The sequence below is a fragment of the Pseudomonas sp. MF08817 genome (genome assembly GCF_059862705.1).
On the sequence record NZ_JCBCUY010000023.1, the window covers coordinates 37,593 to 62,391 of the forward strand.

The window sequence follows — 24,799 nt, forward strand, 5'->3', positions numbered from 1 at the left end:
CCCGCCTGATTGCTCAGGCGGGGCTTTTCAACAGCTGTTGGCGTCAGGCGAGGGGTTTAGGCTCGTGTTCTGCTTCCAGGGCTTGCGGGTTGTGCTCGACCACTTCTTCGACGCTACGCAGGTTTTCGTCGATGGCAGGCTCGGCGGCCACTTCGCTAGCCTGGGCTGGCGCCTCGACCACTTCGGCAACCGGCGCCGCTTCCATGGCAGCAGGCGCAGCAGCGCTAGCCAGTTCGGCTTCCTTCTGCAGACGCTCGGCTTCACGCTTGCGGCGACGCACTTCACGTGGGTCGTTCGGTGCGCGACCGTTTTCGCTGAGTACCACGGCTGGGGCCACGTCGGCGACCGGCGCGGCGGCTTCGGCAACCACTGGCGCTTCGACTGCGGCTTCGACGGCTGGCGCCGGCTCAGCAACAGGCTCGGCAACCACTACTTCGGCCACTGGGGCTGGGGCTTCGACTACAGCAGGCTCCGAGGTCCAGTTGAACGCGGTCTGTTCTTCACGAACCGGCTCTGGTGCGGCTTCTGCCACTGGCACTTGGGCCAAGGCTTCGATACCGGCCGCAGCCGGCTCTGCGATGGCCACGGCTTCAGGTTCGGCCTGAGGCTCGGCGGCTACTTCCACTTCAGCCACGACGGGCGCTGCTACGGGCGTGGTCGCTTCAACGGCGGGCGCTTCGACCTGCGGCGCGTCTTCGATGGCAGCGGTGGCGCGTTCGGCTTGCTGGTGTGCCTGGGCTTCGGCCGGGGCGCTGATGACGGTGCTGGCCACGGCGGCAGTGACGGCCAGGCCGGCAGCCAGGTCGGCGCTGCTTGGTTCTTCGCCGTTCTCGGACTCTTCCGAGCCTTCGATCACGTTGCCGTTGGCATCACGCTGACGCTCGCGACGGTTGCTGCGACGACGCTGGCCACGGGAGCGGCGGCGTGGGCGATCGCCTTCGGCGCCGTCCTGACCGTCGTCCTGCAGTTGCTCTTCATTAGGCAGCAGTTCTTCTTCGGCAACGGCGGCTACGGCCTCTTCGGCACGTGGCTGGCGCTCTTCACGTGGTGGGCGCGGTGCGCGCTCTTCCCGTGGTTGGCGGGCCGGGCGCTCTTCACTCACGGCTGCAACGGCGGCGGCAGCAGCTGGAGCGGCGTCCAGGGGCTCGCGCAGTTCACGTACCGGGCGCTCTTCACGCTCGCCGCGTGGCTTGCGGTCTTCGCGTGGGGCGCGAGGGGCACGTTCTTCGCGAGGTGGGCGCGGTGCGCGTTCTTCGCGGGCGACTGCCGGGGTCTCTTCACGGGCTTCGCGTGGCGCGCGGTCTTCACGTGGCTCACGGGGTTCGCGCGGTGCGCGTTCTTCGCGAGGGGCACGTTCTTCACGGGGCTTGCGTTCTTCGTCGCGGCGGCCGTTGCGGTTGCGGCTTTGCTGGCGACCGTTACGACGTTCTTCGTTGCGGGCAGGGCGCTCGCTGGCCGGTTTCTCGACCACGACCGGTGCGGCAGGCTCTTCCTTGGTAGCGAACAGGCTGACCAGGGACTTGACCAGGCCCTTGAACAGGCTCGGCTCAGGCACGACGGCCGGTGCGACCGGGGCGGCGACGGCTTCGCTCGGTACTGGTGCGTTGGCACGGGCCGGCGCGGTTTTCACGGCGGCTTCCTGGCGAACCAGGGTGCGGGTAGCGGCAGCCGGTTGCACTTCTTCCACTTCGGCAGCGGCAGCGGCGATTTCGTAGCTGGACTGGTTGATGTGGGCTTCCGGGCTGTCATCACGCAGGCGCTGCACTTCAAAGTGCGGCGTCTCGAGGTGATCGTTCGGCAGGATGACGATGCGGGCACGGGTGCGCAGTTCGATCTTGGTGATCGAGTTGCGTTTTTCGTTGAGCAGGAAGGCTGCGACCGGGATCGGCACCTGCGCGCGGACTTCGGCGGTGCGGTCTTTCAGGGCTTCTTCTTCGATCAGGCGCAGGATCGCCAGGGACAGCGATTCGACGTCACGGATGATGCCGGTGCCGTTGCAGCGCGGGCAAACGATGCCGCTGCTTTCGCCCAGGGACGGACGCAGGCGCTGACGGGACATTTCCAGCAGGCCGAAGCGCGAGATGCGGCCCACTTGGACGCGGGCGCGGTCGGCTTCCAGGCATTCGCGGACTTTTTCTTCCACGGCGCGCTGGTTCTTGGCCGGAGTCATGTCGATGAAGTCGATCACGATCAGGCCGCCAATGTCGCGCAGACGCAGTTGGCGGGCGATTTCCTCAGCCGCTTCCAGGTTGGTCTGCAGGGCGGTTTCTTCGATGTCGCTGCCTTTGGTGGCGCGCGCCGAGTTGATGTCGATGGACACTAGGGCTTCGGTCGGATCGATGACGATGGAGCCGCCGGACGGCAGTTCGACGACGCGCTGGAATGCGGTTTCGATCTGGCTTTCGATCTGGAAGCGGTTGAACAGCGGCACGCTGTCTTCGTACAGCTTGATCTTGCTGGCGTACTGCGGCATCACCTGGCGGATGAAAGTCAGGGCCTCGTCCTGGGCTTCAACGCTGTCGATCAGCACTTCGCCGATGTCCTGGCGCAGGTAATCGCGGATCGCGCGGATGATGACGTTGCTTTCCTGGTAGATCAGGAACGGCGCGGAGCGATCCAGGGACGCTTCTTTGATGGCGGTCCACAGTTGCAGCAGGTAGTCGAGGTCCCACTGCATTTCTTCGCTGCTGCGGCCAAGGCCGGCAGTGCGCACGATCAGACCCATGTCGGCAGGCGCCACGAGACCGTTGAGGGCCTCGCGCAGTTCGTTGCGCTCTTCGCCTTCGATGCGGCGCGAGATGCCGCCGGCACGCGGGTTGTTCGGCATCAGTACCAGATAACGACCGGCCAGGCTGATGAAGGTGGTCAGGGCTGCGCCCTTGTTGCCACGTTCTTCTTTCTCGACCTGGACGATGACTTCCTGGCCTTCGCTCAGGACGTCCTTGATGTTGACGCGGCCTTCGGGGGCTTTCTTGAAGTATTCGCGGGAGATTTCTTTGAGGGGCAGGAAGCCGTGGCGCTCAGAGCCAAAATCGACAAAGGCAGCCTCAAGGCTTGGTTCGATGCGAGTAATCCGGCCTTTATAGATGTTGGCCTTCTTCTGCTCGCGTGCACCGGACTCGATGTCCAGGTCGTAGAGGCGCTGGCCGTCTACCAGTGCAACACGCAACTCTTCGGGTTGAGTTGCGTTAATCAGCATTCTTTTCATGTAGTACCGTCGGTTTCCGGGCTGCCGGAAACGGCGTTCGGCACACACGACTTCTCACGGTCGGTGTCAGGTGCGTCAGGAGTGGTTGGCCACTCCCGTGTCTGGCGAGGTTCGCCCAAAGGGGGCGAAGTCGCGACTTACGCGTCCTGCTTGCTGTGGCTACTTAAGCACTCAGTCAGGAGGAGGAATCAACCGGCGGATGTGGACGAGATGAAGCGTCTAAATATAAGCCTAGTGCTACACGGTCCGACGGTTGTGCATCTCCACCCTACACGTATCCCTGATAATTCGGGTGCTGCCGCGCGCAGAATCCGCAGCGGGTTGGCATTTACCGTGAGCTCCGAAAGGGGAGGTCACGCATCATGGCTAATTTAGGCGTTGTTTCCGAAGCCTTCGCCAAGGTTCATTCGCGACTGACTGCACTTTGTGAACTGGCCGTGAATATCGGCGTAAAAGGCGAGTAATGACTCTGCTTCTCACGCTCGCTTCAGGCCTCATGTCACCTGCGCTTGTTACACTCGCGAACCTTGCCTGTAAGTGGCGAAAGCCCCGTAGGACGGCCTCGCGTCCTGATGAATTGCGTTGGTCAGGGCCGGTGGTTGACCGTATATGCGCTGCCCAGGCCGCTTTTGGCGGCGTTCGCGACTATAGCAGCAATCATTAAGTGCTTCAAATCCATAAAAAATTGTTATCATTCGCGGCATGACGACTACTGCCCCCCCGACCCCCAGCGTCCAGCTGCTTGAGGTCTCGCCGGAATATGCCGGCCAACGTATCGATAACTTCCTGCTTGCCCGTCTCAAAGGCGTGCCCAAGACCTTGATTTATCGCATTTTGCGTAAAGGCGAAGTGCGGGTGAACAAGGGCCGGATCAAGCCCGAGTACAAGTTGCAAGCCGGCGATATCGTCCGTGTGCCGCCTGTGCGCGTGCCTGAGCGCGACGAGCCGGTGCCTTTGGCCCAGGGACTGTTGCAGCGCCTGGAAGCCTCGATTGTCTTTGAAGACAAGGCCCTGATTGTCATTAATAAGCCTGCTGGCATTGCCGTGCACGGTGGCAGTGGCTTGAATTTCGGCGTGATCGAGGCCTTTCGTCAGTTGCGCCCGGACACCAAGGAGCTGGAGCTGGTGCACCGCCTCGACCGCGACACCTCCGGCCTGCTGATGATCGCGAAGAAGCGCAGCATGCTGCGGCACTTGCACGCGGCATTGCGCGGCGATGGCGTGGACAAACGTTACATGGCGCTGGTACGCGGCAACTGGGCGACGTCCATCAAGCAAGTGCGGGCGCCGTTGCAGAAGAGCAACCTGCGTTCCGGCGAGCGCATGGTGGAAGTGGACGAGGAGGGCAAGGAGGCGCTGACCCTGTTCAAGGTGCTGCGCCGTTTCGGCGACTTCGCCACCATGGTCGAAGCCAAGCCTGTGACCGGCCGGACTCACCAGATTCGCGTCCACACGCTGCACGCCGGGCATTGCATCGCCGGTGACAGCAAGTACGGCGATGAAGAGTTCAGCAAGGAAATCCGCGACTTGGGCGGCAAGCGCCTGTTCCTGCATGCCTACATGCTGACAGTGCCGTTGCCCGATGGTGGCGAGCTCAAGTTGCAGGCGCCGGTCGACGAGATGTGGGCCAAGACCGTGGAGCGCCTGAGTGCAAGCTGACTACAAGCTGCTGATCTTCGATTGGGATGGCACCCTAGCCGACTCCGTTGGTCGGATTGTCGAGGCCATGCATGTGGCTTCCACCCGTTCGTCCCTGCCGCTGTGCAGCGACGAGGCGGTCAAGGGGATCATTGGCCTGGGCTTGCCCGAGGCGATTCGCACCCTGTACCCGCAGATCGGCGACGTCGAGCTGCTGGCGTTTCGGCAGCATTACGCAGATCACTACATAGCCCTTGAGGCCGAGCCTTCGCCTTTGTTTGCAGGTGTGGTGGAGTCGCTGGAGGGCTTTCGGCGCGACGGCTATCACTTGGCGGTGGCCACCGGCAAGGCGCGCCGAGGCCTGGATCGCGTGCTCAAGGCTCATGGCTGGGAAGATTTTTTCGACATCTCCCGGGCCGCGGATGAAACCGCGAGCAAGCCCCATCCTTTGATGCTTGAGGAAATCCTTGCCCATTGCCGTGTTCCGGCCGGGCAGGCGTTGATGGTGGGGGACTCTTCGTTCGACCTGCTGATGGCGCGCAATGCGGGGATGGATTCGGTGGCGGTCAGCTATGGAGCCCAATCGGTGGAGGCTTTGCGCACCTTCGAGCCGCGGTGGGTGATCGATCGTTTCTGCGAGTTGCGCGACTGGCTAGGCCAGGGCGCACCCATTAAGTAGTGGCTTGGGGTAGATGGCATGAGCAATGAATGGAAGGAACCCGTTAAGGCAGGCGCCGAGGCCGGTGAAGACAAGAGCTGGAAACTGCTGGAGAACACTCTCCTGGCGGGTGTGCAGGAGCAGCGCCGCTCGCGGCGCTGGGGGATTTTCTTCAAGCTGCTGACCTTTGTGTACCTGATGCTGGCGTTGGTGCTGTTTTCGCCCCTGATGGACATGGAAAAGAGCGCCGCCCGCGGCCCTGGCTACACCGCGCTGATCGATGTGGTTGGGGTGATTGCCGACAAGGAAGCGGCCAGCGCCGATAACATCGTCGCCAGCCTGCGTGCTGCGTTCGAGGACCCGAAGGTCAAGGGTGTGGTGCTGCGCATCAACAGTCCTGGCGGCAGCCCGGTGCAGTCCGGTTATGTCTACGACGAGATCCTCCGTTTGCGTGCTCTGTATCCAAAAACCAAAGTTTATGCGGTGATTTCGGACCTGGGCGCTTCCGGCGCCTATTACATCGCCAGCGCGGCGGACCAGATCTACGCCGACAAGGCCAGCCTGGTCGGCTCCATTGGGGTGACAGCGGCGGGCTACGGCTTTGTCGGCACCATGGAGAAGCTGGGCGTCGAGCGGCGCACCTACACCTCAGGCGAACATAAGTCGTTCCTGGACCCGTTCCAGCCGCAAAAGCCTGAAGAGACGCAGTTCTGGCAAGGCGTGCTGGACACCACGCACCGCCAGTTCATTGCCAGCGTCAAGCAGGGCCGTGGCGAGCGCTTGAAGGACAAGGAACATCCGGAGTTGTTTTCCGGCCTCGTGTGGTCCGGCGAGCAGGCGTTGCCGTTGGGGTTGATCGATGGTCTGGGCAGCGCCAGTTCGGTGGCGCGGGATGTCATCAAGGAGAAGGAGCTGGTCGATTTCACCGTCCAGGAATCGCCCTTTGATCGCTTCTCGAAAAAGCTCGGTGCCAGCATTGCGCAGCAGATGGCGATGTGGATGGGCTTCCAGGGACCAGCCTTGCGCTAAGCGCAGTCATTCAAGTGGGGGCGACCCTGCTCGCGACAGTGGTATCACGGCCAGTGCCTGTGAAGTGCCGCCATCGCGAGCAGGCTCGCTCCCATTTTTGCTTCAGGGGATCTGCACGCCTTCGGTCAGTAGCATGTCTACCAAGCGAATCAGCGGTAGGCCGACCAGGCTGGTGGCATCCGGCCCTTCGGTGCTCTGGAACAGGCTGACCCCTAGGCCTTCAGCTTTGAAGCTGCCGGCGCAGTCGTAGGGTTGCTCGGTGCGCAAGTAACGCTCGATGCGTGGCGCATCGAGGTGGCGCATGTGCACGGTAAAGGGGATGCAATCGACCTGGCAGTGGCCTGTCTGGCTGTTGAGCAGGGCCAGGCCGGTGAGGAAGGTCACACGGCTACCGCTGGCGGCCAGCAGTTGTGCGCGGGCGTTCTCGAAGGTGTGGGGCTTGCCGATGATGCGGCCATCGAGTACGGCGACCTGGTCGGAGCCGATTATCAGGTGGGCATCGTGGCGGGTGGCGAGGGCTTGGGCTTTTTCCTGGGCGAGGCGCTTGACCAAGTCTGTCGCGGCTTCGCCGGGGCGGTGGCTTTCGTCGATATCCGGCGAACTGCAACTGAACTCAAGGTGTAACCGCTCGAGCAATTGGCGGCGGTAGAGCGAGCTTGAGGCAAGTAATAAAGGCAGCATGCGGTTCTCCAGAAAGTGGTTGGCAATTCTAGCCAGGCTGGCAAGTGACGCACAGGGCTGAATTTCCTTTGACATGGCTGGGGGCATCCCTATAATGCTGCGCCTATGTTGAATGACCCGATTCCACCTCACGTTGACCCGCGCAAATTGGCTGATCGTGGCACCACCCTTCAAGGTGAGGTGCTGCTGGCCGATTTGGAGAGACTCTGCGACCCGCTTTCCGACACTGTCGGTACGGTGCAGGCCAAATTCGTATTTGAGCGAGATGAACGTAAATCTGTGGTTATCCACAGCTTTATCGACACCGAAGTCAAAATGGTTTGCCAGCGTTGTCTTGAGCTGGTCACCCTGCCGATCCACAGCGAGTGCAGTTATGCCGTGGTGAAAGAGGGTGCGAATACCCAGTCGTTGCCGAAAGGTTATGACGTGCTGGAACTGGGCGAAGATCCTTTGGATCTGCAGTCACTGATCGAGGAGGAGCTTTTGCTCGCCTTGCCCATTGTGCCTGCTCATCATCCGGAAGAATGCCAGCAGCCGGCGGGTCTCGATGAGCCCGAACCGAGCGAGGACGAGGTAACGCGGTCCAACCCGTTCAGTGTATTGGCGCAGTTAAAGCGTGACCCAAACGTTTAGGAGTTAATCAATTATGGCTGTTCAGCAGAACAAAAAATCCCGCTCCGCCCGCGACATGCGTCGTTCCCACGACGCTCTCGAGGCTAGCACCCTGTCTGTAGAAAAAACCACGGGTGAAGTTCACCTGCGTCACCACGTATCGCCAGAAGGCGTATACCGTGGCCGTAAAGTGATCGACAAGGGCGCTGACGAGTAATCCTTGTCCGCTCAAGTCATCGCGATTGACGCAATGGGCGGGGACTTCGGTCCCCGCAGCATTGTCCAGGCCAGCCTTGCTTGTCTGTCTGCTACGCCATCGTTGCATCTGGCCCTCGTCGGTCAACCCTCCCTCCTTGAAGAAATGATTGCTGGCCATTCGGCTGTGGATCGCGCGCGCCTGGAAATCATCCCGGCAACGCAGGTGATTGCCATGGACGAGAAGCCGTCGCAGGCATTGCGTGGCAAGCCCGACTCTTCCATGCGGGTGGCGTTGCAATTGCTGCGCGATGGCAAGGTGCAGGCCTGTGTCAGTGCTGGCAATACCGGGGCGTTGATGGCGTTGGCGCGGCACGTGCTCAAGACCCTGCCGGGCATTGATCGCCCGGCAATGGTTGCGGCTATCCCGACCCAGGCGGGTTATTGCCAGTTGCTGGACCTTGGGGCGAATGTGGATTGCAGTGCCGAGCACCTGCTGCAATTCGCCATCATGGGGTCGGTGGCAGCCGAAGCTTTAGGTGTCGTGCGTCCGCGGGTGGCGTTGCTGAACATCGGCACTGAGGACATCAAGGGCAACCAACAGGTCAAGCTGGCCGCGACCTTGTTGCAGGCTGCCCGGGGCCTGAACTACATCGGCTTTGTCGAAGGCGACGGTTTGTACCGTGGCGAGGCCGATGTGGTGGTGTGCGACGGTTTTGTCGGCAACATCCTGCTTAAGTCCAGCGAAGGCCTGGCCACCATGATCGCGGCTCGCATCGAGGCGCTGTTCAGGCAAGGCTTGCTGTCGCGCATGGTTGGAGCCTTGGCAATGCCATTGATGCGGCGCTTGCAGCAAGACTTGGCCCCGGCGCGGCACAATGGCGCCAGTTTCTTGGGGTTGCAGGGTATCGTGGTGAAAAGCCATGGTTCGGCCGGTGTGCAGGGTTTCCAAAGTGCGATTCAGCGGGCCTTGATCGAGATTCAGGAGAACCTGCCCGAGCGCTTGCACGGTCGCTTGGAGGCGCTGTTGCCTTAGCGGCTTTTCGTGGGCCAGCGGGGCGATGTGACCGCTGGGTTCAAAATGCCATCCAATTGTCAGTTTCTCGCGCCTACAGTAAGTGGCGCCAATTCTTCGACGACAAGATCATTAGGGGCTTGTTTCATGTCTACCTCCCTCGCATTCGTCTTTCCCGGACAGGGTTCGCAATCCCTCGGCATGCTGGCCGAGCTTGGCGCGCAATATCCGCTGGTTCTGGAAACCTTCAAGGAGGCTTCCGATGCTCTGGGCTATGACCTGTGGGCGTTGACCCAGCAGGGGCCGGAAGAACTGCTCAATCAAACCGACAAAACCCAGCCAGCGATCCTCGCCGCGTCCATCGCTTTGTGGCGCTTGTGGTTGGCTGAAGGTGGCGCGCGCCCGGCTTACGTCGCCGGCCACAGCCTGGGTGAATACAGTGCATTGGTTGCGGCCGGTAGCCTGAGCCTTGGCGAAGCTGCCAAGTTGGTGGAGCGTCGCGGCCAGTTGATGCAAGAGGCCGTACCGGCCGGGCAGGGTGGCATGGCTGCGATCCTGGGCCTGGAAGACGCCGATGTGCTGGCAGCCTGTGCCGAAGCGGCGCAGGGCGAAGTGGTTAGCGCGGTCAACTTCAACTCCCCGGGCCAGGTCGTCATCGCAGGTGCCAAGGCTGCGGTCGAGCGCGCCATCGAAGGCTGCAAGGCGCGTGGTGCCAAGCGCGCGATGCCGTTGCCGGTCAGCGTCCCGTCCCATTGCGAACTGATGCGCCCGGCGGCCGAGCGGTTTGCCGAGTCCGTCGCTGCCATTGATTGGCAGGTGCCGCAGATCCCCGTGGTGCAAAACGTCAGCGCCGCGGTTGCCGCAGACCTGGACACCCTCAAGCGCGATCTGCTGGAACAGTTGTACAAGCCTGTGCGTTGGGTGGAATCGGTGCAGGCACTGGCCGCTAAGGGCGCCACCCAATTGGTCGAATGCGGTCCAGGCAAAGTGCTCGCCGGCTTGAACAAGCGTTGCGCTGAAGGCGTTTCGACTGCAAACCTCAATACACCCGACGCTTTCGCTGCCGCTCGCGCAGCGTTGGCTTGAATCAGGAGAAGCCTGCATGAGTCTGCAAGGTAAAGTTGCATTGGTGACCGGCGCTAGCCGTGGTATTGGCCAGGCCATTGCGCTTGAGCTGGGGCGTCTGGGCGCTGTAGTGATCGGCACGGCAACCACTGCTTCGGGCGCCGAGCGCATTGCTCAGACCCTGAAGGAAAACGGCGTCCAAGGTACTGGTCTGGAGCTGAACGTGACCAGCAATGAGTCCGTTGCCGCCGTGTTGGCGAGCATTCAGGTGCAGTTCGGTGCGCCGGAGATCTTGGTCAATAATGCCGGTATCACCCGCGATAATCTGATGATGCGCATGAAAGATGACGAGTGGAACGATGTCATCGATACCAACTTGAACAGTCTCTTCCGTCTGTCCAAGGGCGTTCTGCGCGGTATGACCAAGGCGCGCTGGGGGCGAATTATCAGTATTGGCTCGGTTGTGGGTGCCATGGGCAACGCGGGCCAAGTAAACTACGCGGCCGCCAAGTCGGGGCTGGAAGGTTTCACGCGCTCGCTGGCGCGGGAGTTGGGGTCGCGTTCGATCACGGTCAACGCAGTGGCTCCGGGGTTCATCGACACCGATATGACCCGCGAGCTGCCAGAAGCGCAACGTGAAGCCTTGCAGGCACAAATCCCCCTGGGCCGTCTGGGGCAAGCTCAAGAGATCGCGCAAGTGGTCGCTTTTCTGGCTTCGGATGGTGCTGCTTACGTGACTGGGGCTACAATCCCGGTGAATGGCGGCATGTACATGAGTTAAATGTGACGGATCGCTTCAAAAAAATGTCATACGAGCTGTCTAAAATCCGTTATAAAGCTGCAATCTATTTATAGGCAGATGGTCGCAGGGTTTGAGGAGTGAAGCTTTCAGTTGAAAAGCTGAAAAGTCTTTCTATACACTTACCCACTGGCCAGCTGCCTGAATTTGTCCATTAGGAGTGAAAACAAGGTATGAGCACCATCGAAGAGCGCGTCAAGAAAATCGTTGCCGAGCAACTGGGCGTTAAAGAAGACGAAGTGAAGAACGATTCTTCCTTCGTAGAAGACCTGGGTGCCGACTCCCTTGACACCGTTGAGCTGGTGATGGCTCTGGAAGAGGAATTCGAGACCGAAATCCCTGACGAAGAAGCTGAAAAAATCACTACCGTTCAAGCGGCCATCGACTACGTTACTAGCCACCAGGCTTAATCGTTTGTAGTCGTTGCTAGCTGTCATGGAAAAACCGCACTGCCATCACGGCGTGCGGTTTTTTCTTTAGGCCTGATACAAAAGTGTCGTCATTAGAAAAAGGAGAGTGCTGTGTCGCGTAGACGCGTCGTAGTCACCGGTATGGGTATGTTGTCGCCATTGGGCACGGATGTTTCGAGCAGTTGGCAAGGCATTCTGGCCAGCCGCAGTGGCATTGGTCCGATCGAACACACGGACCTTTCTGCCTATTCCACCCGTTTTGGCGGCTCGGTAAAGAACTTCGATGTCGAGCAATACCTGTCGGCCAAGGAAGCGCGCAAGCTCGACCTGTTCATCCAGTATGGCCTGGCCGCTGGTTTCCAGGCAGTCAACCACGCGGGCCTGGAAGTTACCGACGCTAACCGCGAGCGCATTGGCGTGGCCATGGGCTCGGGTATTGGCGGCCTGACTAATATCGAAGAAACCAGCCGCACCCTACATGAGCAGGGCCCGCGCCGGATCTCTCCTTTCTTCGTGCCTGGCTCGATCATCAATATGATCTCCGGTTTCCTGTCCATCCACTTGGGCACTCAGGGGCCGAACTACGCTATTTCCACGGCTTGCACCACGGGTACGCATTGCATCGGTATGGCTGCACGCAACATCGCCTACGGTGAAGCGGATGTGATGATCGCCGGCGGCGCTGAGATGGCGGCCTGTGGCTTGGGCATGGGCGGTTTTGGCGCGGCGCGTGCCTTGTCGACCCGCAATGACGAGCCAGCCCGCGCGAGCCGCCCTTGGGACAAGGGTCGTGATGGCTTTGTCCTATCCGATGGCGCCGGTGCGCTGGTACTCGAAGAGCTGGAGCACGCCAAGGCGCGTGGCGCGACCATTTATGCCGAGTTGATTGGCTTTGGCATGAGCGGCGACGCGTACCACATGACGTCGCCTTCGGCCGATGGCGCGGGCGCCGCGCGCTGCATGAGCAATGCACTGCGCGATGCCGGGATTGCCCCGCAAGACGTGGACTATATCAACGCCCACGGCACCTCCACCTCGGCGGGTGACCTGGCGGAAGTGCAGGCGATCAAGTCGGTGTTCGGCGAGCACGCCTACAAACTGGCGGTCAGCTCGACCAAGTCCATGACCGGCCATTTGCTTGGTGCCGCGGGCGCGATCGAGGCGATCTTCAGTGTGAAGGCGATCAACGACCAGATCGCGCCGCCCACCATCAACCTGGACGAACCGGACGAAGGTTGCGACCTCGACTTCGTGCCCCACGAAGCGCGGCGCATGCCCATTGATGTGGTGTTGTCCAACTCGTTCGGCTTTGGCGGCACCAATGGCTCCCTGGTGTTCCGCCGGTTCATTGACTGATGCACAGCTGGGTTGACGGTCAGCCCGAAAGCGCTCTGCCACTCAAGGATCGTGGCCTGGCCTACGGCGACGGGTTGTTTGAAACCGTCGCCGTCAAGGGCGGTCGGCCCGTGTTGCTGGAGCGGCACTTGCTGCGGTTGGCCGAAGGCTGTTCACGCCTGGGCATCAACGCCGATGCGGCGCTGATCCGCAGTGAACTGCTGGCCTACGCGGCGGTGCTGGGGGAGGGCGTGCTCAAGCTGATCCTCACCCGCGGCGATAGCCTGCGCGGTTATGCCGCGCCGCCCGGCGCCCAGCCTCGGCGGATCCTGCAAGGCAACCCGCCCGCCGTCTATCCCTCAGCTCACGCGCAGCACGGCGTGCGCCTATTCCCCTGTACCACCCGGTTGGCCGAGCAACCCTTGCTCGCCGGCCTCAAGCACCTCAATCGCCTCGAACAAGTCATCGCCCGCGCCGAATGGCAGGACGCCGAGCACGCCGAAGGCCTGATGCTCGACACCTCGGGTCGTCTGATCGAAGGGGTGTTCAGCAATCTGTTCCTGGTACGTGATGCTGTGCTGTTGACGCCGGACCTGAGCCGTTGCGGCGTGGCCGGTGTGATGCGCGCCGAGTTACTGTTCCAAGCCGAGTCCCTGGGCATCGCCGTGCAGGTCGCGGACTTGGGGCTAGAGCACTTGCAGCGGGCTGACGAAGTCTTTGTGTGCAATAGCGTGTATGGCGTCTGGCCTGTGCGCGCTTATGCAGCGCTGAGCTGGCCGGTTGGCCCGCTCACCCGTAAACTGCAGAGCATTGCCCGCGCGCTACTGGATGTTTGATTCGTGAGACGTAAATTTTTGCTGCTGCTGGAAACCGGACTGGTTCTGGCAGGCTTGCTGCTGGGCGCTTCTGCCTGGAAGCTGTATTCGGCACTGGAACAGCCGCTGAACCTGGCCACCGAAGAACTGCTGGAAGTCCCGGCCGGTTCGACCCCCACGGGAACCTTCAATCGCCTGCAAGCCGATGGCGTGCTTGAGGATGCTTTCTGGCTGCGCCTGTACTGGCGTTTTAACCTTGCTGGCCAGCCTTTGCACAGCGGTGAGTACCGCATGCTGCCGGGCATGACCGCCCAGGGCTTGATTGGCCTGTGGCAGCGCGGCGAAGTGGTGCAATACAGCCTGACCCTGGTTGAGGGTTGGAACTTCCGCCAGGTGCGCTCCGCCCTGAGCAAGAACGACAAGTTGGAGCAGACCCTGGCGGGGCTGAGCGACAGCGAAGTGATGGAAAAACTGGGCCATGGCGGCGTGTTCCCCGAGGGGCGGTTCTTTCCCGACACCTATAGTTTCGTGCGCGGCATGAGCGATGCCGAGTTGCTGAAAAAAGCCTACGAGCGTCTTGATGAGGTGCTGGCCAAGGAGTGGAGCCGGCGCGCTGCCGACTTGCCCTACACCCAGCCCTATCAGGCGCTGATTATGGCCTCGCTGGTGGAGAAGGAAACCGGTGTGCCCCAGGAGCGCGGGCAGATTGCCGGGGTGTTCGTGCGCCGCATGCGCACCGGCATGATGCTGCAAACCGACCCGACGGTGATCTACGGCCTCGGCGAGCGCTACAACGGCAAGCTGACCCGCTCCCACCTGCGCGAACCAACGCCGTACAACACTTACACCAACTTCGGGTTGCCGCCGACGCCCATTGCTATGGTCGGGCGCGAAGCAATCAACGCCGCGCTCAACCCGGTTGCTGGCAGCAGCCTGTACTTTGTCGCCCGTGGCGATGGCAGCCATGTGTTCTCCGACGACCTGGATGCGCACAACGCCGCCGTGCGCGAGTATCAGCTCAAGCGTCGTGCCGACTACCGCTCCAGTCCGGCGCCACTGCAGGTGCCGCAGGCTGCTCCTGAAGACGTCGTGCCGCCCCAGGATGATGAGCCCGCGCTGGACGCCAACCCGCCGCAAAGCCCGCAATGACATTGATTAAGGACTGCCCGTGACTGGTTTGTTTATCACGCTGGAAGGCCCGGAAGGCGCCGGCAAAAGCACCAACCGCGAATACCTGGCCGAGCGCCTGCGCGCCGCCGGCATTGAAGTGTTACTGACCCGCGAACCGGGCGGCACACCGCTGGCCGAACGCATCCGCGAGGTGCTGCTGGCGCCCATCGATGAAGTGATGAACCCGGACACCGAGCTGCTGCTGGTGTTCGCCGCACGGGCCCAGCACTTGGCACAAGTGATCCGCCCGGCGCTGGCACGGGGCGCGGTGGTGCTGTGTGATCGCTTTACTGACTCCACTTACGCCTATCAAGGCGGCGGCCGCGGTTTGTCCGTGGAGCGTATCGCGGCGCTGGAAACGTTCGTTCAGGGCGATCTGCGCCCGGACCTGACGCTGGTGTTCGACCTGCCGGTGGAAATCGGCATGGCCCGGGCCAGCGCCCGTGGGCGGCTGGACCGCTTCGAGCTGGAAGATCGGCTGTTTTTCGACGCGGTTCGCAGCGCGTTCCTCGCCCGAGCCAAGGCGGACCCGGCGCGCTACCTGCTGGTGGATGCCGCTCAACCCCTGGCGCAGGTTCAACGTGCGCTGGATGCCCTGGTGCCGACCCTGCTGGAGCGCCATCGTGGCTGAAGCCTATCCGTGGCAGGACAGCCTCTGGCAGCAATTGGCCGGCCGCAGCCAGCACGCCCACGCTTATTTGCTGCACGGCCCCATGGGTATCGGCAAGCGCGCCCTGGCCGAACGCCTGATGGCCAGCCTGTTGTGCCAACGACCCGAGGGGCTGGAGGCTTGCGGCCAGTGCAAATCCTGCCTGCTGCTCAAGGCTGGTAGCCATCCGGACAACTACATTCTGGAGCCGGAAGAAGCGGACAAGGCGATCAAGGTCGATCAGGTCCGTGACCTGGTGAGTTTCGTGGTGCAGACCGCGCAAATGGGCGGGCGCAAAGTGGTGTTGATCGAGCCGGTGGAGGCGATGAACCACAACGCAGCCAACGCCTTGCTCAAAAGCCTCGAAGAACCCTCCGGCGACACGGTGCTGCTGCTGGTCAGCCACCAGCCAAGCCGCTTGCTGCCCACGGTCAAGAGCCGCTGCGTGCAGCAGGCGTGCCCGTTGCCGAGCCCAGCCATGAGCCTGCAATGGCTGGCCCAGGCGTTGCCCGACTGCACAACGGATGAGCGTGGTGAACTCCTGACCCTGGCCGCCGGCTCGCCGCTGTTGGCGGTCAGCCTCCAGGCCCAGGGCGTGCGCGAGCAGCGGGCGTTGGTGGTTGAAGGGGTGAAGAAACTGCTCAAACAACAGCAATCGCCGACCCAATTGGCCGAGGGCTGGAATGCCATCCCGTTGTTACTGCTGTTCGACTGGTTCTGCGACTGGTCGAGCCTGATCCTGCGTTATCAACTGACCCACGACGAGGCCGGCCTGGGCCTGGCCGACATGCGCAAGGTTGTGCAGTACCTGGCGCAAAAGAGCCCGCAGGGCAAGGTCCTGGAGATCCAGGACTGGATCCTCGCCCAGCGCCAGAAAGTCCTGGGTAAGGCCAACCTCAATCGGGTGTTGTTGCTCGAAGCCCTGTTGGTGCAATGGGTGGGGTTGCTCGGCCGCCGTTGATCGGCGCCGCCCGCGGCGCTTTTTTATCCACAGAACCGAGTTGCGACTTTTTATGCTTGTAGATTCCCACTGCCACCTCGACCGCCTCGACCTGGCTGCCCACGGCGGCTCCCTGGACGCAGCACTGGATGCTGCCCGCCAATGTGGCGTCGGGCATTTCCTGTGCATTGGCGTCAGTGTCGACAACGCGGCCGACGTCAAGGCACTGGCCGAGCGCTATGACGATGTCGATTGTTCGGTGGGTGTTCACCCGCTCGACGTTCAGCCCGGCGCCGCGCCGGCGCTGGACTGGCTGCTGCGTGAGCTCAACCACCCGCGTGTCGTGGCCATTGGCGAGACGGGCCTGGATTACCACTACGAACCTGAAGCCGCCGAGTTGCAGCAAGCCTCATTCCGCCTGCACCTGGAGGCCGCCCAGCAAACCGGCAAACCGGTGATCGTCCACACCCGTGGCGCGCGGGCCGACACCCTGGCCCTGCTGCGCGAAGCAGCGTTGCCCCAAGCGGGCGTGCTGCACTGCTTCACAGAAGACTGGGACATGGCCAAAGCCGCGCTGGACCTGGGCTTCTACATCTCGCTGTCGGGGATTGTCACCTTCAAGAATGCCGAGGCCTTGCGCGATGTGGCGCGCCAGGTGCCGGCCGATCGCCTGCTGGTAGAGACCGACTCGCCTTACCTGGCCCCCATTCCGTACCGGGGCAAGCCCAACTTGCCGCAGTACGTGCGGGAAGTGGCGCAGTATCTGGCGATGCTGCGCGGCCAGCCCTTTGATGCGTTTGCCCGCCAAACCAGCGAGAACTTCCAGCGGTTGTTCCCGCTGGCTCGGGTCAAGCCGTTCTAAGGTAAATCGCGGGCAAAAAAAACCCGGGTTCTGGGGGGTGAATCCGGGTTAAGACCATTAGGAGTAAAACAAAGGCACGCGGTCCGTTGGTACCTTCATCGCCGCGACACTTGGGGGAGATGCCGCGCCGACAGCTCAAGTATTGATCACATTGGCGTTGCGTCCAGTTCGCGCTGGCTATTTCTTAAACAGATTTGGAATACGCGCGCTTCGCTTGAGTTCTCATTGCCGCGCCAGGGTAGCGACAATCGCCAGAGTTTCGTCGATTACGCGCTTTTCTGTATAGAAGTGCGGGGAAAAACGCACACCCTCACCACGGGGGATGCACACCACCTGTTGCGCCATCAACTGCCGCCATAGCTGCTGATTATCGATGCCATCGATACTGAACGAGAAAATCCCGCCCCGACGCGCCGGATTCAGCGGGCTGTGCAAGCGCACCCCGGGAATGGCGCTCAAACCGTCTTGCAACCACTGCACCCGTTCAGCGATTAACCGGGCGACTTCTTCCATGCCCACGTCTTCAAGCAGTGACAGGCTGGCCTCCAGCGCCATGGCCCCGAGCATATTGGGGCTGCCGCATTCAAAACGCCGTGCGCTTTGCGCCGGTTCCCACGCGGTGCGGCTGTAGTCGCCCATGTGTTCGAGCATGTGCCAGCCGAATTCATGCAGTTTGAGTTGTTCGCGCAACTCGGCACGGCAATAGAACACCCCCAGGCCTTCTGGGCCGAGCATCCACTTATGGCCGTCGGCCATGGCGAAGTCGCATTGATAGGCCTGCACATCGAAGGGCAGGGCGCCCAGTTGCTGGATCGCGTCAATACAAAACAGCACGTTGCGCTGTTCGCAGCCGGCCCCCAGGCGTCGCAGGTCCAGCAGCAGGCCGCTAGCGAACTGCACGGCGCTGACCGACATCAGCCGCGTGCGCGGCCCGCAGGCCGCCAGCAGCGCGGCTTCCGGGTCATCGCCCTTGAGGCTGACTTGCACCACTTCCACCCCTTGCCCGGCCAGGGCTTCCCAGACGATGCGGTTAGAGGGGAATTCTTCGTCGCTGATGACGATCTGGTCGCCGTTTTTCCAGCTCAAACCGAAGGCTACGAAAGAGAGGGCTTCTGATGTATTTTTGACCAGCGCCACGTCATCCGTTGCCGGTGCGTTGAGCAGACGGGTAAGGCGTTCGCGAAGGCGTTGTTCCAGTACCATCCAGTCCGGATAGTCCCTGGCGCCGAGCAAAACGTTCTCCTGGGCGAAGCGGGTGACGGCTAATGCGGCGCGATTGGGCCAGGGCGCAACGGCCGCGTGGTTCAAATAACGCAGGCCGGGAGCCTGTACAAATTCATCAAGAAACGTAGTCATGGTCGGATGATCCGTGCAATTTGGCGCAAGTTAGGCATAATACGCGGCTTCGATTTTGACCCCTACAGACCTTTTCTTATGCACAAAGAACCTCGTAAGGTCCGTGAGTTTCGTCGCCGCGAGCAAGAAATTCTCGATACCGCGCTCAAGCTGTTCCTCGAACAAGGTGAAGACAGTGTCACCGTCGAGATGATCGCTGATGCCGTGGGTATCGGCAAAGGCACGATCTACAAGCACTTCAAGTCTAAGGCGGAGATCTACCTGCGCTTGATGCTCGATTACGAGCGCGACCTGAATGAGCTGCTGCACTCTGCCGATGTGGACAAGGATAAGGAAGCCCTGTCCCGGGCTTACTTTGAGTTCCGCATGCGCGACCCGCAGCGCTATCGCTTGTTCGATCGCCTGGAAGAGAAGGTGGTCAAGGGCAACCAGGTTCCGGAGATGGTCGAAGAATTGCACAAGATCCGTGCTTCGAACTTCGAGCGCCTGACCCTGTTGATTAAGGGCCGCATCAGCGAGGGCAAGCTCGAAGACGTGCCGCCGTATTTCCACTATTGCGCGTCCTGGGCGCTGGTCCACGGCGCCGTGGCGCTGTACCACTCACCGTTCTGGAGCAATGTGCTGGAAGACCAGGAAGGCTTCTTCCAGTTCCTGATGGATATCGGTGTGCGCATGGGCAACAAGCGCAAGCGCGACACCGATGCCCCAGGCAGTTGAGCCATTCAAGTGCTTTATTGCGCCATCATTGAGCTACGTGGCGCGAACCTCCCCAGCTTATACTCAGGCATGGGACTTGCTAAAACCTGATTTATAAGTCAGGTTTTGCCGGTCCCGATTTTTCTTCCGCCGGAGTGCTTCATGATCGTTGACCGTCAAGGCAGGCGTTTTCGCAATTTGCGTATCAGCCTGACTTCAGCCTGCAACTATGCCTGTACCTACTGCGTGCCCAACGGCAAGCGGCTGGTGGCTGCGCAGGATGAACTGTCGGCCGAGGCCATGGCCCGGGGCGTGGCGTACCTGATCGAGGCGGCAGGCATCGAGCGTTTGCGCATCACCGGCGGCGAACCACTGGTCAGCCCCAAGCTGGAAGCGTTCATGGCGGCCGTGGGGCAGATGGGCCTGGCGGACATCAGCCTGACGACCAATGGCCAGTTGCTGACGCGCAAGTTGCCCTCCCTGGTGCAGGCCGGCATCCGCCGCATCAACGTTTCCCTCGACACCCTCGACCCGCAAGCCTTCCGCGCCATCGCCCGGGGCGGCGACCTACCCACCGTGCTCGACGGTATGGCCCAGGCCAAGGCCGCCGGGATGAAGGTCAAGGTCAACATGGTGCCGTTGCGCGGGCAGAACCTGGACCAGGTGATGCCGCTGCTCGACTACTGCCTGGAGCGTGGCTACGAGTTGCGCTTCATCGAGTTGATGCGCATGGGCCACCTGGCCAGCGATGGCAATAGCTTCCTGCAGCAGTTTGTCAGCCTCCAGCAGTTGCTGGGGCTGATTGGCGAGCGCTACGAATACTTGCAAGCCGACGCCCCGGTGGACGCCACTGCGGTGCGCTACGAAGTGCCGGGCCATGGCTTCTTCGGTGTGATTGCCAATGAAAGCGTGCCGTTTTGCCGGACCTGTTCGCGCTTGCGTCTGTCGTCCACCGGTTGGCTGCATGGCTGCCTGTCGTCGAGCAACCGCCACTACATCGGCGACTTGCTGGACAAACCGCGCCACCAGGCCCTGCCCGCGTTGCAGCGGCTGCTGATGAAAGCCCTGGACGACAAGCAGGAAGTGGCGTTCTCCGGCGGCGCGACGGTGATGAAGATCATTGGCGGCTGAGGCCCAGGCAGGCTGGCCCGGAAGCTGCATCTGGTGCCCATTCGCCGGTTTTCCGTCACCGGCCTCTGGAGGGTAGGATGCGTAGCCTGGTTTTGCTGCTGGCCGTTTTGGCGCTTGGTGGCTGCATGAATGTCAGTGACCTGGGCGAGGGCGCTCGCTACCACATGAGCGATGCGGGCCTGTTGGACCACAGCGATACCCGCCGCACCAGCTCCGTGCGCATCCAACCCGATTCCTTCGTGTTTATCGCCCAGGGCGCGTTCGCCCCGCCGGGCAGCGCTTACCCGCGGCCCAATGTGGTGGCCGAAGAGGCGTTCAACAGCTTCGTCGAGTATTTCCCCATGGTGCGCCGCGCCCGTGCCCCCGAAGGGCTGGACGAGGCAATGACCGAGGCTCGCGCCGCCGGCGCCCATTACCTGCTCTACACCCGCTTCGCCAAGGCCGAAGACCGCATCGGTAACTACGATGAATGGGCCGACCAGGAAGCCGTGGATCGCCTAGGGGTGGACACCGGTGTGATTCAGATCATGCTGATCGAGACCAGTACCCAATACCTGATCGACACGGCGCGCATCCGCAGCCGTGGCGGTTTACTGACGTTCCATGACAACAAGCCGCAAGACCTGCTCGGCCAACCCCTGCGCCAGTACGCGCGCAGCCTGCTGGGCCTGAGCGACTGAGCGCGGCCCCCGGAGCCTCCATGAGCGACACGCAAAAAGCCCTCGACCTGTTCGCCCAGATCCCCAAGGCCAAGGGCCTGCCACCGGTGCACCTGTGGAATCCCGAGTTCTGCGGCGATATCGATATGCGCATCGCCCGCGACGGCACCTGGTACTACCAGGGCACGCCCATTGGCCGCAAGCCGATGGTCAAGTTGTTCTCCACCATCCTGCGCCGCGACGGCGATGACTACTTCCTGATTACCCCGGTGGAAAAAGTAGGGATCAAGGTCGACGACGCGCCGTTCATTGCCGTGACCCTGGAGGTTGAAGGGCAGGGCGAGAGCCAAGTGTTGCGCTTTACCAGCAATGTCGAAGAGTCCTTCGCCGCCGATGCCGAACACCCATTGCGGGTGGTGATCGATCCTGCGAGCCAGGAGCCAGCGCCCTACGTGCTGGTACGCAGCAATCTGGAAGCGCTGATCCACCGCAACGTCTTCTACCAATTGGTGGAGCTGGCGGTGAGCCGCCCCATCGATGGCCAGAACTGGCTCGGGGTGTGGAGCGCCGGGGTGTTCTTCCCCATCGGCCTGGAACCCTGAGCCAGGGGCCTGGCGCTTACTGAGCGGCGCCGTTGCCTTCGGAGCCAGAGCCGCCGGTGGTGGTTTTCGAGCCGCTGCCCATCTTGCCGTTTTCCGGATCGGGCGCGCCGCCCTGGCGGCCGCTGTCGTTACCCTGCACCCGCGGGTCGGTGCCGGTGGATGGAGGCAGGCCGCCGTTATCCATGGCGCCGCCGGTGTCCATCGACGGTGTCGAGCCCTGGGTGGTGGGCGGCGTTGGCGAATCGACCGGGTTGGTCGGCCCGGTGGAACCGGCGAACGAGGCCAGGGAAACCGAGGACAGCAGGCCGGCCAGGGCCAGGTTTGTAAGGAGTGAGCGATTCATGGTGTCGTCTCCAATGTCAGGGGGTTACCTTCAATTGGTCAGCCGCTGGCCGGTGGGGTGCCGGGCGGGCGACGGGCGGTGCTGATCCTGCTGCGAAGGTTCTGCCATTCGCCGCTGAAATTGAGCTGCGCCAGGTCGGCAAACTGCATTAGCATCGCCTTTTGAATTTTTGCCAGGATCGTCCATGACCATCGAAATCCGCCCGGCGTTGCCCAGTGACGCCCAGCAAATCCTTTCCTTTATCACTGAGCTTGCGGATTACGAGAAGGCCCGCCACGAAGTCATTGCCAGCGTCGCCGACATCCAGCGCAGCCTGTTCGGCGAAGGCGCCACGGCCCATGGCCTGATTTGCCTGCGCGACGGTTTGCCGATCGGCTTCGCGGTGTTCTTTTTCAGCTACTCGACCTGGCTGGGCAGCAATTGCCTGTACCTCGAAGACCTGTACATCAACCCGGAGCAGCGTGGCGGCGGCGCGGGCAAGAAACTGTTGCGCCACCTGGCGCGCATTGCCTGCGACAACGGTTGCGGGCGTTTCGAGTGGAGCGTGCTGGACTGGAACGAGCCGGCGATCAAATTCTATGAATCCATCGGCGCCAAGCCCCAGGAAGAATGGGTGCGCTATCGCATGGAGGGGGATTCTCTGCGCGAGTTTGCCCAGGGCTGACACCGCGTCTGTGTTGGCAGGGCCACGGCCATCGCGAGCAAGCCGCCCGGGTTGGGAGTGAGCCTGCACGCGATGAGGTCAGAACAAACGCAGCTTTTCTATCGGCCGGTTCAGCCCTTGAGCGTGGCCATGTCGATCACGAAGCGGTACTTCACATCGCCGGCGATCATGCGGGTGTAGGCCTCGTTGATCTGGCGGATGTCGAGCATTTCGATGTCGCAGGTGATGTTGTGCTCGGCGCAGAAATCCAGCACTTCCTGGGTTTCGGCCATGCCGCCGATCAATGAGCCTGCCAGTACGCGGCGCTGGGTCACCAGGTGTGCGGCGTGGATCGGCGGGTTCACCGGTTCGATCAGCCCGACCAGGATATGCACACCGTCAAAGCGCAGGGTTTGCAGGTAGGGGTTGAGGTCGTGCTGCACCGGGATGGTGTCGAGCAGGAAGTCGAACTGCCCTGCGGCGGCAGCCATCTGCGCGGCGTCGGTGGATACGATCACATGGTCCGCACCCTGGCGCCGCGCTTCTTCAGCCTTGCTGGCGGAACGGGTGAACAGGGTCACTTCTGCGCCCATGGCTTTGGCGAACTTGATGCCCATATGGCCCAGGCCACCCATACCGAGGATGCCAACCTTGTCACCGGGCTCGACACCGTAGTGCTTGAGGGGCGAGTAGGTGGTGATGCCGGCGCAAAGGATCGGCGCGGCGCTGGCCAGGTCCAGCTTGGCCGGGATGCGCACCACAAAGCGCTCGCTGACCACGATGCTGTCGGAGTAACCGCCCATGGTGTTGCTGCCATCGACCCGGTCCGGGGTGGCGTAGGTCATGGTCGGGCCTTCGAGGCAGTACTGCTCCAGGTCGGCGTGGCAGGCGTCGCAGTGGCGGCAGGAATCGACCATGCAACCCACGCCCACCAGGTCGCCGACCTTGTGGGCCGTGACCTGGGCGCCGATGGCGGTGACCTTGCCGACGATTTCATGGCCCGGCATCAGCGGGTATACGGCGATGCCCCACTCGTTGCGCGCCTGATGGATGTCGGAGTGGCACACGCCGCAGTAGAGGATTTCGATGGCCACGTCGTCGGGGCGCGGGCTGCGGCGTTGGAAGGTCATGGGGGCGAGGGGAGTGGTCGCGGACTGGGCGGCGTAACCGATGGCTGTGTACATGAAGAACCTCGCAGATGCGTTGACTGTTGAGGCGGGTTATTTTGCGCGCCGGTGGCCCGGCTCGACAGGGCGAATACTCCGGCTCTCTTGCCTATTCCTCCGGATTCGCCCCGTGGCGCGCGGCAACGGCCAGCAGACCTGCGATGATGGGCGCCTCATTTTTTGCCTGAAGCCTGTGCCATGTTGTTGACCCGTCATTTGGACGCCAATGCCACGTTGGTTGCCTTGCTCGCGCCGCTTGCTACCCGCGATGGCTTCATTCCCACCGCCGTGCCGGGCGTGCAATTGCTGCGCGCCAGCCGGGATGTGGCGCGCGGGCCACAGATCTACGAGCCGAGCCTGATGATTATCGTGCAGGGCAGCAAACTGGCGTATCTGGGCCCGCGCACCCTGGAATACGGCGCTGGCCATTACCTGATCCAGGCGTTGCCGGTGCCGTTCGAGTGCGAAACCTTCGCCTCGGCGGATGCGCCTTTATTGGGCTTGGCGATCGGCATCGACCGCGCCGTGCTCGGCGAGTTGGTGTTGGCGATGGGCCGCGACGAGGGAGGCCCCGTGGCGGCGCAAACCCTGGAGTCCATGAGCTCGGCGGTGCTCGATGACACCATGCGCGGTTGCGTCGAGCGGCTGTTGCGCTGCCTGCACGATCCGCTGGAATGCCAGGTGATGGGCAGCGCCCGTTTGCGCGAGCTGTTGTTCGTCGCGCTGCGCGGGCCCCAGGCCGATGTGCTGCGGGCGCTGGTGGAACAGCAGGGGCAATTTGCCCGGGTCGCCGCGTCCCTCAGCCATTTGCACGAGCACTATGCCGAGCCGCTGAATGTGGAAACCCTGGCGCGCTACGCGAACATGAGCGCATCGACCTTCCACGAGCATTTCAAGCGCAGCACCCTGTTGTCGCCGGTGCAGTACCTCAAGCGCCTGCGTTTGCTCAAGGCCCAGCAATTGCTGGTGGCCGAAGGCATGGGCGTGGCTCAGGCGGCCCACCGCGTGGGGTATCAGAGCACCTCGCAGTTCAGCCGTGAGTACAAGCGCTATTTCGAGCGTAACCCGGGGGCGGAGCGGGTGGCGTCGTAGGCGGGCGCTAAAGCGGCGGGCAACAAAAAG

General features: G+C 62.2%; 26 protein-coding genes. 21 read left to right on the top strand and 5 right to left on the bottom strand.

The window, feature by feature from the left end:
• Window positions 1-43 precede the first annotated feature (43 nt).
• Window positions 44-3,208 carry a ribonuclease E gene (gene rne / locus AC19YR_RS15540; protein ID WP_500599128.1) on the bottom strand — a complete coding sequence of 1,055 codons (3,165 nt, stop codon included), beginning with the start codon at window positions 3,206-3,208 and terminating at the stop codon, window positions 44-46.
• A 702-nt stretch (window positions 3,209-3,910) separates the two neighbouring features.
• Here rne and rluC point away from each other — a divergent pair.
• From rluC to AC19YR_RS15555, 3 genes are read left to right on the top strand one after another with little or no spacing between them, the layout of a single operon-like run.
• Window positions 3,911-4,867 carry a 23S rRNA pseudouridine(955/2504/2580) synthase RluC gene (rluC, locus tag AC19YR_RS15545; protein WP_500599129.1) on the top strand — a complete coding sequence of 319 codons (957 nt, stop codon included), beginning with the start codon at window positions 3,911-3,913 and terminating at the stop codon, window positions 4,865-4,867.
• Window positions 4,857-5,525, top strand: a complete 669-nt coding sequence (locus AC19YR_RS15550; protein WP_095110837.1) for an HAD-IA family hydrolase — start codon at window positions 4,857-4,859, stop codon at window positions 5,523-5,525. The genes rluC and AC19YR_RS15550 overlap by 11 nt, the downstream gene beginning before the upstream one ends.
• Before the next feature lie 18 nt (window positions 5,526-5,543).
• Window positions 5,544-6,533: a S49 family peptidase gene (locus tag AC19YR_RS15555; protein ID WP_095110838.1), complete on the top strand. Its 990-nt coding sequence runs from the start codon at window positions 5,544-5,546 to the stop codon at window positions 6,531-6,533.
• A gap of 102 nt (window positions 6,534-6,635) precedes the next feature.
• Here the strand turns inward: AC19YR_RS15555 and AC19YR_RS15560 are convergent, their stop codons facing one another.
• Complete coding sequence (locus AC19YR_RS15560) at window positions 6,636-7,214, bottom strand: Maf family protein (protein ID WP_500599130.1); 579 nt, start codon at window positions 7,212-7,214, stop codon at window positions 6,636-6,638.
• 105 nt (window positions 7,215-7,319) lie between these two features.
• On the opposite strand from AC19YR_RS15560, the gene AC19YR_RS15565 reads away from it, so the two are divergent.
• The 12 genes from AC19YR_RS15565 to AC19YR_RS15620 all read left to right on the top strand — a co-directional run bounded on the left by AC19YR_RS15565 (window position 7,320) and on the right by AC19YR_RS15620 (window position 17,081).
• Window positions 7,320-7,847, top strand: coding sequence for a YceD family protein (locus AC19YR_RS15565; protein ID WP_017475815.1), 528 nt, complete (start codon window positions 7,320-7,322; stop codon window positions 7,845-7,847).
• A 13-nt stretch (window positions 7,848-7,860) separates the two neighbouring features.
• The gene (rpmF, locus tag AC19YR_RS15570; protein ID WP_003179396.1) at window positions 7,861-8,043 is read left to right on the top strand and encodes a 50S ribosomal protein L32; all 183 of its coding nucleotides are present in this window, start codon (window positions 7,861-7,863) and stop codon (window positions 8,041-8,043) included.
• A gap of 3 nt (window positions 8,044-8,046) precedes the next feature.
• Window positions 8,047-9,057 carry a phosphate acyltransferase PlsX gene (gene plsX / locus AC19YR_RS15575; protein ID WP_500599133.1) on the top strand — a complete coding sequence of 337 codons (1,011 nt, stop codon included), beginning with the start codon at window positions 8,047-8,049 and terminating at the stop codon, window positions 9,055-9,057.
• A gap of 126 nt (window positions 9,058-9,183) precedes the next feature.
• Window positions 9,184-10,122 carry an ACP S-malonyltransferase gene (gene fabD, locus AC19YR_RS15580; RefSeq protein WP_500599134.1) on the top strand — a complete coding sequence of 313 codons (939 nt, stop codon included), beginning with the start codon at window positions 9,184-9,186 and terminating at the stop codon, window positions 10,120-10,122.
• A gap of 16 nt (window positions 10,123-10,138) precedes the next feature.
• A complete protein-coding gene (fabG, locus tag AC19YR_RS15585) occupies window positions 10,139-10,882 on the top strand; it encodes a 3-oxoacyl-ACP reductase FabG (RefSeq protein ID WP_095110842.1) in 744 nt (247 codons plus the stop codon).
• A gap of 191 nt (window positions 10,883-11,073) precedes the next feature.
• Window positions 11,074-11,310: an acyl carrier protein gene (gene acpP / locus AC19YR_RS15590; protein WP_095110843.1), complete on the top strand. Its 237-nt coding sequence runs from the start codon at window positions 11,074-11,076 to the stop codon at window positions 11,308-11,310.
• Window positions 11,311-11,421: 111 nt separating this feature from the next.
• The gene (gene fabF, locus AC19YR_RS15595) at window positions 11,422-12,666 is read left to right on the top strand and encodes a beta-ketoacyl-ACP synthase II (RefSeq protein ID WP_500599136.1); all 1,245 of its coding nucleotides are present in this window, start codon (window positions 11,422-11,424) and stop codon (window positions 12,664-12,666) included.
• Entirely contained in the window at window positions 12,666-13,481 is an 816-nt protein-coding gene (gene pabC / locus AC19YR_RS15600; protein ID WP_500599138.1) for an aminodeoxychorismate lyase, read from the top strand. The genes fabF and pabC overlap by 1 nt, the downstream gene beginning before the upstream one ends.
• Before the next feature lie 3 nt (window positions 13,482-13,484).
• Complete coding sequence (gene mltG, locus AC19YR_RS15605) at window positions 13,485-14,609, top strand: endolytic transglycosylase MltG (protein ID WP_500599140.1); 1,125 nt, start codon at window positions 13,485-13,487, stop codon at window positions 14,607-14,609.
• Window positions 14,610-14,628: 19 nt separating this feature from the next.
• Window positions 14,629-15,261 carry a dTMP kinase gene (gene tmk, locus AC19YR_RS15610; RefSeq protein ID WP_095110847.1) on the top strand — a complete coding sequence of 211 codons (633 nt, stop codon included), beginning with the start codon at window positions 14,629-14,631 and terminating at the stop codon, window positions 15,259-15,261.
• Window positions 15,254-16,240 carry a DNA polymerase III subunit delta' gene (locus AC19YR_RS15615; protein ID WP_500599141.1) on the top strand — a complete coding sequence of 329 codons (987 nt, stop codon included), beginning with the start codon at window positions 15,254-15,256 and terminating at the stop codon, window positions 16,238-16,240. The genes tmk and AC19YR_RS15615 overlap by 8 nt, the downstream gene beginning before the upstream one ends.
• A 52-nt stretch (window positions 16,241-16,292) precedes the next feature.
• Window positions 16,293-17,081 carry a TatD family hydrolase gene (locus AC19YR_RS15620; RefSeq protein WP_095110849.1) on the top strand — a complete coding sequence of 263 codons (789 nt, stop codon included), beginning with the start codon at window positions 16,293-16,295 and terminating at the stop codon, window positions 17,079-17,081.
• A gap of 222 nt (window positions 17,082-17,303) precedes the next feature.
• On the opposite strand, the gene AC19YR_RS15625 is transcribed toward AC19YR_RS15620, so the two are convergent.
• Window positions 17,304-18,437 (bottom strand): aminotransferase class V-fold PLP-dependent enzyme, encoded by a 1,134-nt coding sequence (locus AC19YR_RS15625; RefSeq protein ID WP_500599142.1) that lies wholly within the window; start codon window positions 18,435-18,437, stop codon window positions 17,304-17,306.
• 78 nt (window positions 18,438-18,515) lie between these two features.
• Between AC19YR_RS15625 and AC19YR_RS15630 the strand changes: the two genes are divergently transcribed.
• From AC19YR_RS15630 to AC19YR_RS15645, 4 genes are all read left to right on the top strand, one after another.
• Complete coding sequence (locus tag AC19YR_RS15630; RefSeq protein ID WP_095110851.1) at window positions 18,516-19,154, top strand: TetR/AcrR family transcriptional regulator; 639 nt, start codon at window positions 18,516-18,518, stop codon at window positions 19,152-19,154.
• A gap of 141 nt (window positions 19,155-19,295) precedes the next feature.
• On the top strand, window positions 19,296-20,264 hold the full coding sequence (locus AC19YR_RS15635) for a GTP 3',8-cyclase MoaA (protein WP_095110852.1): 969 nt from the start codon (window positions 19,296-19,298) through the stop codon (window positions 20,262-20,264).
• A 77-nt stretch (window positions 20,265-20,341) separates the two neighbouring features.
• Window positions 20,342-20,944 carry a DUF4823 domain-containing protein gene (locus tag AC19YR_RS15640; RefSeq protein WP_095110853.1) on the top strand — a complete coding sequence of 201 codons (603 nt, stop codon included), beginning with the start codon at window positions 20,342-20,344 and terminating at the stop codon, window positions 20,942-20,944.
• Between the two features lie 20 nt (window positions 20,945-20,964).
• On the top strand, window positions 20,965-21,525 hold the full coding sequence (locus tag AC19YR_RS15645) for a DUF1285 domain-containing protein (RefSeq protein ID WP_095110854.1): 561 nt from the start codon (window positions 20,965-20,967) through the stop codon (window positions 21,523-21,525).
• A gap of 16 nt (window positions 21,526-21,541) precedes the next feature.
• Here AC19YR_RS15645 and AC19YR_RS15650 read toward each other — a convergent pair whose 3' ends face one another.
• A complete protein-coding gene (locus AC19YR_RS15650) occupies window positions 21,542-21,868 on the bottom strand; it encodes a hypothetical protein (RefSeq protein ID WP_095110855.1) in 327 nt (108 codons plus the stop codon).
• Window positions 21,869-22,052: 184 nt separating this feature from the next.
• Between AC19YR_RS15650 and AC19YR_RS15655 the strand changes: the two genes are divergently transcribed.
• Window positions 22,053-22,532: a GNAT family N-acetyltransferase gene (locus AC19YR_RS15655; RefSeq protein WP_095110856.1), complete on the top strand. Its 480-nt coding sequence runs from the start codon at window positions 22,053-22,055 to the stop codon at window positions 22,530-22,532.
• A 110-nt stretch (window positions 22,533-22,642) separates the two neighbouring features.
• Here AC19YR_RS15655 and AC19YR_RS15660 read toward each other — a convergent pair whose 3' ends face one another.
• A complete protein-coding gene (locus AC19YR_RS15660) occupies window positions 22,643-23,695 on the bottom strand; it encodes an NAD(P)-dependent alcohol dehydrogenase (RefSeq protein ID WP_095110857.1) in 1,053 nt (350 codons plus the stop codon).
• 180 nt (window positions 23,696-23,875) lie between these two features.
• On the opposite strand from AC19YR_RS15660, the gene AC19YR_RS15665 reads away from it, so the two are divergent.
• Window positions 23,876-24,769: an AraC family transcriptional regulator gene (locus AC19YR_RS15665; RefSeq protein ID WP_500599149.1), complete on the top strand. Its 894-nt coding sequence runs from the start codon at window positions 23,876-23,878 to the stop codon at window positions 24,767-24,769.
• Window positions 24,770-24,799: the final 30 nt, after the last annotated feature.